The following is a 17,036-nucleotide window of genomic DNA, read 5'->3' on the forward strand; positions in this document are numbered from 1 at the left end:
CCATGCAGAAGCCTGCTCAAGGTCCTACCGAAATGCGCCAGATTGCATACGGCTGGCTCGGGTCCAGGTAAATGCCCCGATGCCATTCAGTCCAGGTTTCGCGCTGGCCGGTCAACAGGTTTTCCACCTGCAAGGCAGCATCGTTGGGCAGCCCGAAGTCGCCACGTGCCAGCTCGACGCGCGTCCACTGCGGCGCATGCGGATTCATGTTCACAGCCACCAGCACCACGTTGTCGCGCTCGGGCGTGGACTTGGAATAGACGAGCATCTGGTCGTTGTCACCGTTGTGGAAACGCAGTCCCAAGTGGGTATGCAAGGCCGGGTTCGCACGTCTAATGAGGTTCAGGCGGGTGATGTCGGCAACGATGTTGCCCGGGCGCTGGTAGTCCCACACCCGGATCTCGTACTTCTCCGAATCCAGGTACTCCTCTTTGCCCGGCACGGGTGCCGCATCGCACAGCTCGAAGCCGTTGTATACCCCCCATAGACCGGACAAGGTAGCCGCCAACGCGGCACGAATCTGGAACCCGGCACGTCCTGATCGTTGCAGGAAGCGTGGGTTGATATCGGGTGTGTTGACGAAGAAATGCGGGCGGAAGAAATCGGCCACAGGTGCCTGATTCAGCTCTTCCAGGTACTCACGCATTTCGCCTGCAAATTCGCGCCAGGTGAAGTAGGTGTACGACTGCGAGAACCCCACCTTGGCCAGGCGATACATCATCTTGGGTTTGGTGAACGCTTCCGACAGGAAGAGCGTATCGGGATACTGCGCCTGCACCTCGGCGATCATCCATTCCCAGAATGCCAGGGGTTTGGTGTGCGGGTTGTCGACACGGAACGTACGAACACCCTCGCGCGCCCAGTGCAGCACCACATCACGCAAGGCTTGCCACAGACCACCTGCCGGGCCTTGCGAGGCATCTGCTGCCTGATGGCTGCCGGGCGGATAGAACTCGACGTTGACGATGTCTTCGTATTTCTTCGGCGGGTTCTCTGCGTACTTGATCGTGCCATCGGCCCGCCATGCAAACCACTCCGGGTGATCGCGCAGCCACGGGTGGTCGGGAGAACACTGAATGGCGAAATCGAGTGCGATTTCCAGACCATGCTCACGGGCTGCTTTCAACAAGCGCCGGAAGTCCTGCACGGTGCCCAGTTCCGGATGCAGCGCATCGTGGCCACCTGCCTCCGAGCCAATGGCATACGGGCTGCCCGGATCGTCCGGCCCGGCAGTCAGGCTGTTGTTGCGCCCCTTGCGATGCTGTCGGCCGATCGGGTGGATGGGCGGAAAGTACAGCACATCAAAGCCCATGTCGCGCACCATCGGCAGACGGGCAATCACGTCGTCGAAGGTACCGTGGCGATTGACGTCGCCGCTTTGCGAACGAGGGAACAATTCATACCAGCTGGAGAAACCGGCGGCTTCACGTTCCACCAGCAAAGGCAGTGCAGGTGCGTGCACCAGCTGGAATTCGCGCAATTCCAAAGGCAGCATGGCGTCGGCCAGCGCATCGGAAAGCAGAATCTCCAGTTCGGCCGGATCAAGCGGCGCGATCGGCTTCTTGCGGCCCGTCTTGCCTGCTGCCGGCGGTGTCGGGGCGTGAGTGGCCTTCGGGTCGATATTCAAAGAATCCGCCAGCGCAGCCAGTTCGCTGTGTTCGCGATCACCCACGGCAGCCAGCGTCTCGGCAATCAGCACCTTGCCTTCACGCGCTTCCACCGACACGTCGATGCCAGCCTTGACCTTCTTGGCCATTTCGTCGCGCCAGGTGGCGAAGCGATCACGCCAGGCGACTACCGTGAATTCGTGACGCCCCAGACGTTCGGGCGAGAAGCTGCCGGCCCAGCGGTCATTGTTGACCAGGCTCATGCGTACTTCCGTCCATTCGACCGTATCGACGGGCCGCCACCACAGCGCCACACCGATCTTCTCGTGGCCATCGGTGAAGACATCGGCCTCGACCCGAACCGGGCGCGCAACCGTGCGTTTGACCGGATACGCGCCGTTATCCACCGAAGGCGATACGGCTTCGATCACCATGCGTGGACGTGCCAGCGCAGTTGCCAGGCGCTTGCGCTGCGCGGCCGGTGCCAGCTGTCTTGCCGCCAGACGTACCGCAGGCAGATTGCGTGCCGACACGTGCACCACTTCTGCGCCTTGCAGCGTAGTGGGCGCATTGGTGACGTCAATGTGGCTGTAGTCATCGGGCAAGCGCGACTGCACGGTCTGCCAGGACAAGGGCACAGCTTGTCTGTCGTTCGGATTGAAGACGGTCAAGGTGGCAGTACGTGCTGGCGAACGCGCGTCTTCCTGCGCAGGCCGCACTGGCGCGCGCAACAAGGCACCGACGGCAGCATCCGGTCCGGTCAGCTGACGCGGCGGTGCAAGCGGCACGTCCACACCCGCCAGACTCTGGTTTGCCGCAATGATCTCAGACGCCAGCTCGTCGGCGGAATCTGCATCGCCTTCGAAGCCGGCGGGCACCAATATGCCATCGCCGATTGCCACAGCCGTCCACAACACACGGCACGCATCTTCACGCGTAGCGGGCTGGCCCGGCCGCACTCGCAGCGGGTCTTCCACTGGCGCGATTACTGCACCCACGGCAGACAATCTGGCATGTTCTTCCAGCATCCAGGGCGCGCGAAAATCCCACCACGGCAAGGACGCGTAGACCGCATCAAAGCCGGCCGTTTTCAAGCCGTGCACGCCCTCGGCACTGATACCAGGCGTCCAGGCAGTTGCCTTGATCGAAGGATGGCGGGCACGAACAGGGTCAAGAATCGACGCCCATGCCTGCGCAGGCAGGCGCTGGGCACCAAGGAAACGCCATCCGGCAATGCCTGCATCGCCCCAGGCAGTCAGGCGCGCCGACCATGTCTCGGCAAATCCGCTCGGAAGCTGTCCACCCTCAAGCAGCAGTTCGGCCACATGTCGCGCACCAAAACCCTGACGCGGGTCAAGCGCATCACGATCGGGGTCGAGCACACGGCGATACCAATGCAAATGCTCATGATGCGCATCGCTATCTGCACCAACCTGATCGAGCACCACGTCGAACCAGATGGACAAGCCACGCGCTGCCGCTGCCGCCACGAGTAAAGGAATGGCGGCATCAAGCGATGCGTCACCCAATGCGGTGCTGGCGCGTTGCCAATTCTCGGGAAGGGAGTTGTCGCCCGTATGGGCAGCCAATGTGCCGAACAGGACGGTATCGAAGCCAAGTGCTTTGGCCCGATCAAGCGTCGACAACCAGGAGGCATGCGGCGCAAGGCCTTGCTCCTGATTGTTCCAAGCTTCAAGCGTGCGGGGATCTACGTAATAAATACGCGGGCGGAACGCCTCTCTATCAGTCATGGAAAACCTTTTTGGATCGGCGTTCAGCCAGGAAATGAATACGCTCAAAGGGCTGCCGCGGTAATGCCTCCGATATCGCGGGTGACGCCCTTGCGAGCGGTCGAATCCTTGCGCGCCACAGCCTTGGGCTTGCCCGGTGCAACGGTACGGTTGACGACAGTTTTGGGCAGCGTTACTTCGGCGTCGGGCGTTGCCACGCCAAGGGCAGGCGTCGGAACCGCAACTTGTTTGACTGCTTCGGCCACGGCCACCAGGGGTTGAGTTTCAAATGCCGAGGCCGGCAACAGACTGCGATAGATATCGATGTATTGGCCAGCCGGCAGGTCCCAGCTGTAGTCGGCGGTCATGCCATTGCGCTGGATGGCGCGCCACAGTTCGGGGCGCTTGAACATGTCCATGGCACGCTGGATGGCGTTGAACATGGCGTCCACGCTGTCGCCGTCGAACAGCACACCCGAGGCCTCGGACATTGCGTCGGCACCGGCTTGCGTGCCCGGGTCCAGAATGGTGTCGGCCATGCCACCTACGCGCGAGGCAACCGGCACCGTGCCATAACGCATGGAGTAAATCGGGGTCAGGCCAAAGGGCTCGAAGCGGCTGCCGTGCAGCAGCATGTCGGCACCGGCGTGCAGCAGGTGACCGCTGCGTTCGTCGTAGCCGATGCTGACCGCGCAACGGCCGGGATAACGCTGTGCCATCTCGGTCAGCGATGCTTCGATCTGGCGATCACCGCAGCCCAGCACCACCACTTGCAGGCGAGGATTGGCATCGAGCGCCAACGGGATTGCAGCGGCTGCGACATCGGCCATCTTCTGAGTCGTCAGACGGCTGCCCATCGCCAGTACAGGTGCCCAGGGATCGGCGATCAGGCCGTAGGTCTCTTGCAGTTCACGCTTGCATGTAGTTTTGCCGCGCATGTCGGCGTGGCTGAAATGATCGGGCAGGAAGTTGTCCAGCGCCGGGTCCCAGATGTCGATGTCCACACCATTGGGCACTGCCGAGAAATCGCTGCCGCGAGATTTCAGCAGGCCTTCCAGGCCGCAGCCGAATTCCGGCGTCAGTACTTCGCGCGCGTAGGTATGGCTGACCGTCGTCACACGGTCGGCGTAACGGATGCCCGCCTTCAGGAAGTTGATCTTGCCCCAGAATTCCACGCCGTCCGAGCTGCAGCAATCTTGCGGCAGGCCGATTGCGTCGGCCAGCTCCATCGGGAACAGACCTTGGAACGCCAGGTTGTGAATGGTCACGACGCTCTTGACCTGGTCTGCACCTTCGGCGCGCATCAGCAGCGGCACCAGGCCTGCGTGCCAATCCTGGGCATGCACGATATGCGGAACGTCGACGCTGGTTTTGCCAGCGGCGATGCGTGCGGCTGCGTGCGCCAATGCGGCGAAACGAATCGCGTTGTCGTCGTACTCGCGGCCTTCTTCATCCAGGTAGAGACTACCGTCGCGGTGATACAGCGAGTCGTTACGCAACAGCAGAACAGGCAAATCGCAGGCAGTGGTCGTCGCGGACACCAGGGTAGCTTCGCCACCCGGCAGGTCTGAAAAATGCTCAACGGTCTGCGCGCCCGTCACACCGCGCAGGGCGCTGCGGTAGGCGGGCAGCAACACCGTCACATCGACGTTGGCTTCACGAAGCGCGAGTGCCATGCCGCTTACTGCGTCGGCGAGGCCCCCGGTCTTGGCTAGGGGAAGGGCTTCGGAAGCGACAATCAGAACCTTGGTCCGCAAGATTTTTCTCCAGTCCGGGGACGCAAGCGCGTCGACCTGTGCGTCGTAATTGGTTGAGTCACCACGCCTCCTCTTTTGCCAGAAGATGTGCCGCTGCGAAAGCAGAAGTCAGAATTCACCGCATCGGTAAGTTCTGCATCTCGATTCCGGCATCAGTCGATGGGTGTCGCCGACACGGAGCGGAGTGGTGTATTTCAGATATGTCTGCTCTAGCCATTACCGTGCCTGAGAACAGGGCTTGGCTGACACAAATGCTATGGATGAGCTGTAAAGCGAAGCGTGGCGAGACTTTGGAGAAAGTGAATCAAGCAGTAACGCGTGCGCATACGCGCCAATCTGGTGCCTGGACGCGTGCGGCATGTCGCTTGCTCGTGCAAGGTTTACCGCGTTGCAGCACAGTCGGGTGCAGCGCTGCCGAGGAGTTCGCATGGATCTGGTTATTGCACGTCCAGAGGGTCTGTACTGCCCACCAGGAAATTTCTACATTGATCCGTGGCGTCCGGTCGACCGTGCATTGATTACTCATGCACATGGCGATCATGCCCGTTATGGACATGCTCACTATCTGGCTGCTGCACCGGGCGCGGGCATTCTGCGTGCACGTTTGGGCGACATCAATCTGCAAACGCTTGCTTACGGCGAATCCCTGGAACATCACGGCGTACGCGTCAGTTTTCACCCGGCAGGCCATGTTTTGGGATCGGCCCAGATTCGCCTGGAATACAGAGGGGAAGTCTGGGTAGCGTCCGGCGACTACAAACTGGAACCAGATGGCACGTGTGCGCCATTCGAGCCCGTGCGTTGTGACACGTTCATTACCGAATCCACCTTTGGCCTGCCGATATATCGCTGGCGTCCGCAGCGGGAGATATTCGCGGACATCAATGCCTGGTGGATGACCAACGCAGAGGCCGGCCGGGCGAGCGTGGTGTATTGCTACTCGTTCGGCAAAGCGCAACGCATTTTGAGCGGCCTCGATCCAAGCATCGGCCCGATTCTGACGCACGGTGCGGTCGAGCCCTTGAATGAGGCTTATCGTGAAATGGGCGTCGCCCTGCCCGCGACCACCGCCGGCACCAACGCCACACGTGAAGAAATTCCACGGTCACTGGTATTGGCACCGCCCTCTACGCGAGGATCGACCTGGATGCGCCGGTTCGGAGATCATGCCGATGCATTTGCCAGCGGCTGGATGCAGTTGCGCGGCGCGAGACGCCGACGCGGCGTGGATCGAGGCTTCATCCTGTCAGACCATGCCGACTGGCCAGATTTGCAGACGGCCATCGACGCCACCGGCGCTTCCCGTGTTTTTGTCACGCACGGGCAGATTGGCGTCATGGTGCGTTGGCTGCGCGAACAAGGCCTGGACGCTCAGGGGTTCCAGACCGAGTACGGCGACGACGAGATAGACCAGGTTGCCCCAAGCACTGCGGAGGCAACTGCATGAAGGCATTTTCCGCCCTATTCGCCCAGCTGGATGGCACAACCTCCAGCAATGCGAAGCTGGAAGCGATGCGCGTCTACTTCAGCCAGGCCCCTGCTGCGGACGCGGCGTGGGCGGTTTACCTGTTGGCAGGCGGCAAGCCACGCCAGTTGGTCCCCACTCGCCTGCTGCGCGAAATCGCCGCGCAGGCGGCCGGCATCCCGACATGGTTGTTCGAAGAAAGCTACGACTCGGTTGGCGACTTGGCTGAAACCATTTCAGTGCTGTTGCCAGATGCCGATGGCGATACAGACGAAGGACTGGCCGTCTGGATCGAACAAAAGCTGTTGCCTTTGCGGGGTCAGCCGCCAGAGCTGTTGCCATCGATGCTGGAAGTGCTGTGGCGTCAGCTGGACCTGCGTGGGCGCTTTCTGTGCTTCAAGATCATTACCGGTAGTTTACGAGTGGGGGTGTCTCGGTTATTGGTGACCCGCGCACTTGCCAGCGTGGCAGACCTGGACCCCAAGCAGGTTGCCCAGCGCATGATCGGCTACACCGACTTGAAGGCCACCCCCGATGCGGCGGCGTTCGCCGCACTGATTGCCCCGGAAAGCGAAGCCGCCAATGACCCCGCCCGCAGCGGCCATCCGTACCCGTTTTTCCTGGCACACCCGCTGCAAGTGGCGACCGACACCTTGCAAGGACTGTTGGGCCCCCCTGCGGACTGGGTGGTCGAATGGAAGTGGGACGGCATTCGCGCCCAGCTGGTGCGACGCGGAGACGATGCCTGGGTCTGGTCGCGAGGTGAAGAGCTGGTCACCGAACGCTTCCCCGAACTGGCCGACATGGGGCGAACCTTGCCGACAGGCACGGTGCTTGACGGTGAAATCCTGGTGATGCGTGATGGTCAGATCCAGCCCTTCTCACAATTGCAACGACGCCTGGGCCGCAAGGTCTTGAGCAATCGCATTCTGCAAGAGTTCCCGGTTGTACTGCGCGCCTACGACTTGCTTGAATGGCAGGGAGAAGATTGGCGCACCCGTCCACTTGCAGAACGGCGGGAACAACTGGAACACGTGGTCGCCGATGCTGCCCACCCGGCGCTTGCGCTGTCGCCGACCTTGCAGGCCGAGACCTGGGAAGGGCTGGATGAACAACGTGCGCAATCGCGGGCGCTTGGGGTGGAAGGCATGATGCTGAAGGCCCGGCAGGCTCCATATGGCGTGGGCCGGACCAAAGACGTCGGTACCTGGTGGAAGTGGAAGGTAGACCCTTTCACGGTGGATGCCGTGCTGATCTACGCCCAGCCAGGCCACGGGCGACGCGCAAGCCTTTATACCGATTACACCTTTGCGTTGTGGGATGCCCCGCCGGGCAGCCCTGAACGCAAGCTGGTGCCATTCGCCAAGGCGTATTCGGGCCTGACCGATGCCGAGATCAAAAAGGTGGATTCGCATCTGCGAAAAACTGTGGTCGAGAAATTCGGGCCGGTGATCAGCGTCAAACCGCTGCTGGTGTTCGAACTGGGTTTCGAAGGCATTGATCGCAGCACCCGACACAAAAGCGGCATTGCAGTTCGTTTTCCGCGCATGCTGCGCTGGCGTCAGGACAAGCCCGTGGATGAAGCAGACACCTTGGAATCGCTGGCGGCGCTGCTGCCGGAAGCAGTTGCGGGATAATGCAGTGTTCCGGGGCGCAGCGCCGCCCCGGCATCTTGTGCAGCACTGGCGCGCGACTGCGCGTTGCCCAGCTGCACATCTTCCACTGCGACGCCGCCCTTCTTGCATGAATCGCCAATATTCTCCCCACCACGCTACCTGGCTGAACCGCCCTCCTCCCATCGCCACACCAATGCAGGCGCGTTGGCTGACGGCACCCGGTGCGCTGACTGCACGACTGCGCAAGCTGGGCCCGGTCACGGTTCGCGTTGCGCTGGAGGCCAGCGAAGGGGCCACGCCCGATGAAGCAGAAGCGCTGGGTGTGCATGCGCATGCGCCTGTGTGGGTACGTGAAGTGGTATTGCTGGTCAGCGGTCACCCCTGCGTAGCTGCCCGCAGCGTCACCCCCCTGGCGGACTCGCATTCCGTCTGGCAGGCCATTCGCCGGTTGCGCAGCCGGCCGCTGGCTGACCTGCTGTATCACGACCGCACGATTCAACGCTCATCGTTTGCAAGCGCTATTTTGCAGCGAGCGATTCCGCTGCATGACGTGGCACAACTTGCATGGTCAGCATCGCCGGCAGTCAATAACTGCAGACCACGTTTTCTTGCTCGTCGTTCGGTATTCGTCCGGGCTGGCCGGCCACTGCTGGTGGCCGAAGCCTTCATGCCCGATTTCTGGCTTCGGGAAGCGCCCACCACGGCGCGCCCCCTGCCCGCACTACCGCAAGCCGCCTGACTTACTGGAGCTCGTCTATGTCCGTTACGCCCGCCGCACTTCGATCCGTCGCAACCACACCCACTACCCGCAAAGACACTACCGGCACGTCATTGAGCGCCGGCAGTCGGATGGTGAACCTTGCACTGCAAGGCGGCGGGTCTCATGGTGCGTTCACCTGGGGCGTGCTGGACCGCATTCTGGAAGATGGCCGACTGGGCTTCGAAGCCATCTCGGGGACCAGTGCCGGATCGATGAACGCCGTGGTCATGGCCTACGGCATGCAGCAAGGCGGCAGAGACGGCGCACGCCAGGCCCTGGACGGCTTCTGGCGCGACGTGGCGGGTCACTCGGGCATGTTCGGGTCGACCCAACCCACGGCCATGGGCAATCTGTTCTGGGGCTGGGCCCCGGGTGCCGCCCCCATCTTTGACTGGATGAAGATGATGACGGGTGCGTTCTCGCCCTATCAGCTCAACCCCTTCGGCTTTAACCCGCTGCGCGAGATTCTGAATCGTCATGTGGATTTCGAGGCTTTGCAACAGGCACCCACCCGCCTTTATCTGACGGCCACCAATGTGCGTACCGGCAAGCCCAAGGTGTTTCGCGGCACGGATGTGACCGCCGATGCGGTCATGGCGTCTGCCTGCCTGCCCACCTTGTTCAAAGCGGTGCAGATCGGCGGCGAGTTCTACTGGGATGGCGGCTACGCGGGCAACCCCAGCCTGTACCCCTTCTTCTACGACAGCAGTTGCCACGATGTGCTGGTGTTGCACATCAATCCCTTGGAGCGGGATCAGTTGCCGATCCTGTCGGGCGAGATCGAAAATCGCCTGAACGAGATCACGTTCAACTCGGCCCTGCTGTCCGAGATGCGGGCAATTGCATTTGTTCAGAAACTGCTTGATGAAGGCTGGATCAAAGACGAATTCCGCGATCAGTTGAAGTACATCCGTCTGCATTCGCTGCAAGCCGACGACTGGTTATCGGATTTGTCGGTCGCTTCGAAGACAATCAGTGACTGGGGATTCCTGACCATGTTGCGCGATCGCGGACGCAGCGCCGGCAGTGCCTGGCTGAAGGAAAACCTGAGCAGCGTGGGCAAGCGCACCTCGACCGATATTCGCGGCCGTTATCTCAAGCATTGAGCGCACCAGCGTTTGAATCCCTGGCGGCGTGCGGTTAGCGAGCTGTAAGCAAACAGGAATAACATCGATCGCGATACGCCCACTGCGTTGAACTTCAAGCCTGTTCAAACGGAGACGTCCCGGTATGTTATTTACCCGCACCCTCTCGCATCAGATTGAAAACTGGGCAGCTGATAATCGGAAGCGACATACGTTGCCGCTACGTATCAAGCTCTGGGACGGCAGTACCCACGACCTGGGGAATTTCGACAGCCCTGCTGTGACGCTCACGGTTCGTGAACCCGCTGCCCTGCCTTACCTGATGGCCGCCAATCTGGACAGTTTGAGCGACGCCTACGTCAAACAGAAGATCGACCTGGATGGCAGTCTGGACGACATCATTTCCGTGGGTTATGCACTTGCTGGCAGCACCACCGAACAAAGCGCCCTGGCGCGTGTGGTGCGCCATTTCAAACATGGCAAAGACGAAGATCGGGCTGCCATTCAATATCACTATGACGTGTCGAATGCGTTCTACCAATTATGGTTGGATTCACGCATGGTGTATTCATGCGCCTACTTCGAGCATGGCGATGAAGACCTGGACACCGCACAACTGAAGAAGATCGACCACATCCTGCGAAAAATCCAATTGCAGCCCGGGCAACGCCTGCTGGATATTGGTTGCGGGTGGGGAGCGCTGGTAATTCGGGCAGCGCAGACATTCGGTGCTCGTTGTGTGGGCGTGACCTTGTCCAGACAGCAATTCGAATTGGCCACGGAACGGGTAGCGGCGGCAGGACTGTCCGACCAGATCGAGATCCGCTTGCAGGACTATCGCGACGTCACCGGCACCTTCGACCGGATCACTAGCGTAGGCATGTTCGAACACGTGGGTCGCAAGAACCTGCCGGATTACTTTTCTCGTATCAATCAGCTGCTGGCCGACGATGGCTTGGCACTGAATCACGGCATTACATCGACCGACCCGGACAGCGGAGACACGGCATTGGGTGCCAGCGAATTCATCGACCGTTATGTGTTTCCGCATGGCGAGCTGCCACACATTGCGCTGGTGCTGGACAGCATGCAGCGTGGCGGCCTGGAAGCGCTGGATGTGGAAAGCCTGCGCCGTCACTATGCGCGCACGCTGCAGTTGTGGGCATCGCGCTATGAAGCGCACTCCGCGCAGATTCGCGCCTTGGTCGATGAGCAGACTTACAGGATCTGGCGGCTGTATCTGGCTGGGTGCGCCTTCGCGTTCGAGCGCGACGACATCTCGCTGTTTCAGGTGGTGTGTCGAAAAGCGGGACGTTCCGCGCAGACCCTGGCTTGGTCGCGGCGTTATATGTATGCGTGACCAGGGCCTGAGGCGTGAAGCGCCTTAGCCGCGTGACAACCAGTCGCGCGCCGCACTGCCCGCCCAGCGTCCGCTGGCCATGCAGGCGGTCAGCAGATAACCACCGGTAGGCGCTTCCCAATCCAGCATTTCGCCTGCGCAGAACACGCCAGGGCAGGCAGTCAGGGCGGCACCATTGGTCATCGCGTCGAAGCGCACGCCGCCTGCACTGCTGATCGCTTCATCGATGGGTCTGGCGGCCAACAGGCGCAGCGGCAGTCGCTTGATCAGGCCAGCGGTGAACACCGGATCGAGCAACTGCGCGGCGGTTGCCACCTCGCGAAGCAAGCCGGCTTTGACACCATCAATGCCCGCACGGCTGCGCAGATGATTGGCCATCGACCGGGTACCGCGCGGCCAGGACAGGTCTTCCACCAAGCGTTCAAGTGAACGTCCGGGAGCCAAGTCCAGATGGATCGTGACGTGGCCGTCTTGCGCGATGGCATCACGCAGCTTGGCAGACAAGGCATAGATCACCGAGCCTTCGATTCCGTGCTCGCTGATGGTGGCCTCGCCCAGTTGACGAGCCGAGCCGTCGGCGAGTTCGACCACTACGGATTGCAGCGGCGCACCCGCATGACGTTCACGGAAATGCGGTGTCCAGGCAATGTCGAAACCGCAGTTGCTGGGGGCCAGCTGGGCCACATCAACGCCGCGCTCGCGCAACCAGGGTACCCAGGCACCATCGGAACCCAGGCGCGCCCAACTGCCGCCGCCAAGTGCGAGCACCACGGCATCGGCTTGCACCAATTTTTCGCCCTCGGCCGTCGCAAAACGCAAGCTTTGCGCTGTCCAGCCCAGCCAGCGATGGCGCATGTGAAAACGCACACCCTGCCCCCGCAGTCGCGCCAGCCAGGCGCGCAGCAAAGGCGCAGCCTTCATGTCGCGTGGGAAAACGCGGTCAGAACTACCAACGAAGGTTTCGATGCCCAGCCCTTGCGCCCAAGCCCGCAGATCGTCTGGCCCGAATGCATCCAGCATGGGGGCCAAGGCGGCCACTTGCGCACCATAACGCGCATCGAAGCCTGGACGAGGCTCGGCGTGCGTCAGATTCATGCCGCCTTTACCGGCCAACAGGAATTTTCTGCCCACAGAAGGCATGGCGTCGAACAGGTCTACGCTGAGTCCGGCATCGGCCAGCGTTTCGGCTGCCATCAGGCCGGCAGGACCACCACCGATCACGGCGACACGAACGCTTGCGGGGGAACTCATTGAAACTCCGGAATAACAGGTGGTGGCAACACGCCACGCCGGCCGTGATTGTCGCCGAATTCGGCGTGCGGCTTTGTGCATGCCAAGTCCGACCCATAAACAAAAAAGGCGGATATCGCTTTTGCGACATCCGCCCTTGGCGCATCTTTTCAGATGCTGGTCTTGCTGTGCGGCAAGTCGGCTGATGCCGACTCGCGCGCATCATGCTTGCTGACGTACCTACTTACTTGCTGGCGTACAGGTAGATCTCGACACGACGGTTTTCGGCGCGGCCGGCAACCGTGTTGTTGTCGGCGATCGGATCATTCTGGCCACGGCCTTCGGTCGTGATGCGATTGGATGCAACACCCAGACGCGAGATGTTGTTGGCCACGGCACCGGCACGATTCAGCGACAGGGTCTGGTTCGATGCGGCTTGACCAGTGCTGTCAGTGTGGCCGACGACCTTGGCGCGCAGTTCCGGGTTGGCGGCCAGATTGCGGGCCACGCTTTCCATGACCGGGCGCAGTTCGGGCTTGACGACATAGCTGCCCGTGTCGAACGACACCGTGCTGGGGATGTTGACCTTCAGCGAACCGTCGGACTGCTCGGCAACGCCGACGCCCAGGTCACGTGCGCCAGAGTTTTCGACGTCACCGCGGATGCGGCTCCAGTTGTAGCCGACGACGCCGCCAGCGACGGCACCAAGGCCGGCACCGACTGCAGCGCCACGACCGCCACCGAACAAAGCGCCCAGGCCGGCACCGGCAACGGCACCTGCGCCCGTACCGGCAGCAGTGTTGGTCTGTTGCGGCGTTGCGCAACCGGCAATGAGCGCGCCCGTGGCGAGAACGATGGCGAGCTTGGAAAGGGTGCGTGCTTGCATGGATGACTCCTGATTATGGGTGGCTCACGGTAGAGCAGTGTCACCGTTGAGCCATCGTAACCGTCGCCTCCGTCACGGGAGGCAACACTTTGTATGGGAACCCTTCAGCAGTATCCGTGCCTTAGGCACCCTGCCGTCGAGTCAGCGCGGCCTACGCCGCCTGACCCAACCCAACCATAATTACTTGCTTTGCAGCGCTTGCGTCAACAGGCTGTCGACCAATTCGTTCAAGCTTACGCCACGTTCGACCGCGGTTTCGCGCAGGGTATTGGCCAGCGTCTGCGGCAGTTTCACTGCGAACGGCACCAGACCCAGCGCCTGATCGCGCTTGCGCTGTTCACGGCGGTCTTGCTCGGACAGCAGCTGTGCACCCGCGCCGAAACGTGCAGGCGTGCTGGCCTGCTTCAGCTGGCCCGTGAGCTTCAGGGCCTTGTTCTTTTCCAGATCGGTTTTTTTCATGACGGGGGCGCGTCAGACATTCGCGCTAAACATTGACAGGCCGCTACTGTAACGCGTGGCGGCTTGCCGCATTGATGCTTATCGCAGGGTCAGTGACAAGGCGGTCGTCATCAAGGCCAAGCCCACGCTGGGCACCGCCGCCCGCAGCCCAAGCCGGGGGACATAGGCCAACAGCAATGCCAGGGTCAGCGCGGCCAGGGTCAAGCCGCCCAGCCAGTACAGACTGCCGAACGCCCAGCCGGCACCGGCAACATTCATGGCCAAGGACAGTACCAGCGCAAGGCTGCCCACCATCTGCATGGTGCGTCGCAAACTTGGCGACGGTGATTCTCCACGTCCGAAGGCGTCTGCGTAGTGACGGTCCATGGCCAATGCCAAGGCGGCGAACCCGGCATAGGCGAAAAAGATGCCGGCAACCGAGGCGCAAGATGAGTTCATGTTGCCTCCTGCGTCACAGACGCAATGGTAGGTTGAGGGGCAGCTTTGGGCGCGGTCTTTGATGCGGCTGTTGCTGCGGCCGCGGCCGCGGGACTGCCAGCCGGCTTGCGCACCACTGGCTTGTTGCCGCGACGATGCAGCACCCAGGCAATACTGGCCAGCCCGACGCCCAAGACCAGAACGGTCATATCGAAGCCTACCAAGGCCCAGCGTCCGGCCAGCGCGTTGGCAAACAGATTCGACGGCGAGGTCAGTGCGTTCAGCACCGGCAACGCCATCCACATGACGGCGGCCAGCGCCATCTGCCAGACCCACATGAGACGGGTCGGCCAGATCAGGCCGGCAAGCAGCGACACGCCCCAGCCGATGAAGAACATCATGATCTCGTTGGCGATGCGGTCAGGCATGGGCACCGGCAACAGGCGGTTGCCCCAGAAATACGCGGCAATCGCGATCGGAATACCGGCAATCGACCCGATGTTCAGACCATCCACCAGGCGCACGCCCCAGCCGACACGCCCGCCGGCAGCCAGTTTCTTGGCGTACTTCTGCCGCTCTTTGACCGCCCACAAGACCACGCCCGAGGCGACCATCACGCAACCGGCAAGCGCCGACAGGAAGAACAAGGCGCGCAGCAGGGGCTGTGCAAACGTGGCGGCGTGCAGGCCGTACATCACACCGCGTGTCTGGACCGCAGGCCGCGCGTCATCCCGCGTTTCCGACAGCAATGCACCACTTGCCGACGAGAAGGTCATGGTGTCGGATGAGGTCACCGAGATGCGGCCGCCATTGTCACGGGTCAGCATCAAGGTGCCGTTCGGGTCACCGGGCAAGGTAATGGTGATACGGCCAGGCGCGTCACCGTCCCACCGTCCGGCCGACTGCGCCAGCATGGGTGCCAGATCAGCGAACGGAACACCGCTGCCGGTGCGCGTGGTATTCGCTGGCTGGCGCGACGGGAAGACCTCGGCAAAGAAAGCGTTGGTGTCGCCCTTGTACACAGCCTGCGTACCCCAGGGCATGTACAGGAACATCAGCGTGATCAGACCGGTATAGGTGATCATCAGGTGATACGGCAGCGCCAGCACCGCCGACGCGTTGTGCGCATCGAGCCAGGACCGCTGACCCTTCTTCGGGCGGAACGTAAAGAAGTCCTTGAAGATCCGCTTGTGGGTGATGATGCCGCTGATGATCGCCACCAGCATGAACATAGCGCAAAAGCCCACGATCCAGCGTCCCCACAACACGGGGATGTGATGCAGATCGAAGTGGAAGCGGTACAGGAAATCGCCGCCCCGGGTTTCACGCGCAGGTGCCGTCAATGCGCCGGTGGCAGGGTCAAGCGTGGCCGTCTGGCGGCGTCTGCGGGGATTCGGGGTTTCGCCTGCGGGCGTCGGATCGGTCCAGCTCAGGCGCAAGCTTGCGTTGCGCGGGTCGGGCAAGGTCATGTCCCAGCGGACGGCTTGCGGGGCACGCTTGGACAAGTAGTCCAGTCCTTGCTGCACGGCGATGGTGGGGGGAACTGCCTGCGTAGACAGGCTGTGCAGCTCGGGCTTCATCCACAGCGAGATTTCCTCGCGGTAGTACGCCGCCGTACCCGTGGCAAACACGGCAAACAAAATCCAGCCAACAAGCAAACCCGACCAGGTGTGCAACCACGCCATCGACTGGCGGAATCCTTCTTTCACGCAACGCCCCTGACCTGCTGTTCGCCTTGGCACATGCAGCTGGCCTTGGACGAATGATTTTGAGAATGGTTCGCATTGTATGCGTTTCCATCCTCGGTGCGGCGTGACGTGAACGGGTTGTTGCGCAGCGGGCACCACCATCAGGCACCCGCATGGACCTGGCGCGCGATCAGGCCGTGAAGGGCGACGAGGCAGTCATCGACGGGCGTTGTGAAAAGCGCTCGAACCATGCAGCGGTCTTCGGGTTGCCGTCGCGCCAGGGGCGGTCAGCGAAACGGAAGTCCAGGTAATGCAGGGCGCAGCCGATGGTGATGGTGCCAATGTCGATGCGGTCGCCAAACTCACCGGCAATGGTCTCGATGGCCGCCAGGCTGACATCGATCTTGGTCAGTTGGCCAGTCATCCACGCGTCCCACCGCAATTCCTCAGGGCGCATGAAGCCTTCGTAACGCGCAAGCAGTGCCGCATCCAGCAAGCCATCGCCAATGGCCTGCTCGCGCAGCGCGTTCCAGCGCGCCGGGCCAGCCGCCGGGAAGATGCGCTGCTTGCCATCGATGCTGTCGATGTACTCGCAGATCACACGCGAATCGAACAAGGCCAGGCCGTCGTCGGTCACCAGGGTCGGGACCTTGCCGGTCGGGTTGTGGACAACGATAGTCTGGTCGGCCTTGATCGGGCTGGCCGCGCTGGGCAGCTTTTCAATGCGATCGGCCAAGCCGAGTTCACTCGCCACCACCATCACTTTGCGAACATATGGCGAGGCGGGCGAAAAGAACAGCTTCATGACAACTCCTGGGGGCGATGGAAGCAGAAAAGCCTAGATTCTTTATTGCATGTAAACAATCTGCGGCTATCCCTTGACCTTGAAAACGTCGGTATATATCTCTTGCAAAACAGTCGCGACATAAAAAAACCGCGACAAAGTTTGCTGTCGCGGTTTTATGTATACATACCG

Annotated in this window: 13 protein-coding genes; 5 read left to right on the forward strand and 8 right to left on the reverse strand. The window is 61.6% G+C overall.

Features of this window, described 5'->3' with window-relative positions; genetic code table 11:
- Positions 1-16 precede the first annotated feature (16 nt).
- Both FXN63_RS20775 and glgA read right to left on the reverse strand, forming a co-directional pair.
- Positions 17-3,358, reverse strand: a complete 3,342-nt coding sequence (locus FXN63_RS20775; protein ID WP_148817097.1) for a maltotransferase domain-containing protein — start codon at positions 3,356-3,358, stop codon at positions 17-19.
- 44 nt (positions 3,359-3,402) lie between these two features.
- On the reverse strand, positions 3,403-5,094 hold the full coding sequence (gene glgA, locus FXN63_RS20780; RefSeq protein WP_187394968.1) for a glycogen synthase GlgA: 1,692 nt from the start codon (positions 5,092-5,094) through the stop codon (positions 3,403-3,405).
- Between the two features lie 427 nt (positions 5,095-5,521).
- On the opposite strand from glgA, the gene FXN63_RS20785 reads away from it, so the two are divergent.
- From FXN63_RS20785 to FXN63_RS20805, 5 genes are all read left to right on the forward strand, one after another.
- Entirely contained in the window at positions 5,522-6,541 is a 1,020-nt protein-coding gene (locus FXN63_RS20785) for a ligase-associated DNA damage response exonuclease (RefSeq protein ID WP_148817101.1), read from the forward strand.
- Positions 6,538-8,196, forward strand: a complete 1,659-nt coding sequence (locus FXN63_RS20790) for an ATP-dependent DNA ligase (protein WP_148817103.1) — start codon at positions 6,538-6,540, stop codon at positions 8,194-8,196. The genes FXN63_RS20785 and FXN63_RS20790 overlap by 4 nt, the downstream gene beginning before the upstream one ends.
- A 106-nt stretch (positions 8,197-8,302) precedes the next feature.
- On the forward strand, positions 8,303-8,914 hold the full coding sequence (locus FXN63_RS20795; RefSeq protein ID WP_148817104.1) for a chorismate--pyruvate lyase family protein: 612 nt from the start codon (positions 8,303-8,305) through the stop codon (positions 8,912-8,914).
- A gap of 17 nt (positions 8,915-8,931) precedes the next feature.
- Positions 8,932-10,041, forward strand: a complete 1,110-nt coding sequence (locus FXN63_RS20800; protein ID WP_148817106.1) for a patatin-like phospholipase family protein — start codon at positions 8,932-8,934, stop codon at positions 10,039-10,041.
- Between the two features lie 124 nt (positions 10,042-10,165).
- Positions 10,166-11,380 (forward strand): SAM-dependent methyltransferase, encoded by a 1,215-nt coding sequence (locus FXN63_RS20805; protein ID WP_148817108.1) that lies wholly within the window; start codon positions 10,166-10,168, stop codon positions 11,378-11,380.
- A 24-nt stretch (positions 11,381-11,404) separates the two neighbouring features.
- Here the strand turns inward: FXN63_RS20805 and FXN63_RS20810 are convergent, their stop codons facing one another.
- From FXN63_RS20810 to FXN63_RS20835, 6 genes are all read right to left on the reverse strand, one after another.
- Entirely contained in the window at positions 11,405-12,631 is a 1,227-nt protein-coding gene (locus tag FXN63_RS20810; RefSeq protein WP_148817110.1) for a TIGR03862 family flavoprotein, read from the reverse strand.
- Between the two features lie 223 nt (positions 12,632-12,854).
- Positions 12,855-13,496 (reverse strand): YiaD family glycine zipper/OmpA-like lipoprotein, encoded by a 642-nt coding sequence (locus tag FXN63_RS20815; protein ID WP_148817112.1) that lies wholly within the window; start codon positions 13,494-13,496, stop codon positions 12,855-12,857.
- A 180-nt stretch (positions 13,497-13,676) separates the two neighbouring features.
- Positions 13,677-13,955, reverse strand: a complete 279-nt coding sequence (locus FXN63_RS20820) for a hypothetical protein (protein WP_148817114.1) — start codon at positions 13,953-13,955, stop codon at positions 13,677-13,679.
- A 78-nt stretch (positions 13,956-14,033) separates the two neighbouring features.
- Positions 14,034-14,393: a DUF3325 domain-containing protein gene (locus FXN63_RS20825; RefSeq protein ID WP_148817115.1), complete on the reverse strand. Its 360-nt coding sequence runs from the start codon at positions 14,391-14,393 to the stop codon at positions 14,034-14,036.
- Positions 14,390-16,081 carry a PepSY-associated TM helix domain-containing protein gene (locus tag FXN63_RS20830; protein ID WP_187394969.1) on the reverse strand — a complete coding sequence of 564 codons (1,692 nt, stop codon included), beginning with the start codon at positions 16,079-16,081 and terminating at the stop codon, positions 14,390-14,392. Before FXN63_RS20830 ends, FXN63_RS20825 begins: the two co-directional genes overlap by 4 nt.
- A gap of 169 nt (positions 16,082-16,250) precedes the next feature.
- Positions 16,251-16,865 (reverse strand): glutathione S-transferase, encoded by a 615-nt coding sequence (locus FXN63_RS20835; RefSeq protein ID WP_148817119.1) that lies wholly within the window; start codon positions 16,863-16,865, stop codon positions 16,251-16,253.
- Between the last annotated feature and the right edge of the window lie 171 nt (positions 16,866-17,036).

The organism is Pigmentiphaga aceris, assembly GCF_008119665.1.
GTDB classification, from domain to species: Bacteria; Pseudomonadota; Gammaproteobacteria; order Burkholderiales; family Burkholderiaceae_B; genus Pigmentiphaga; species Pigmentiphaga aceris.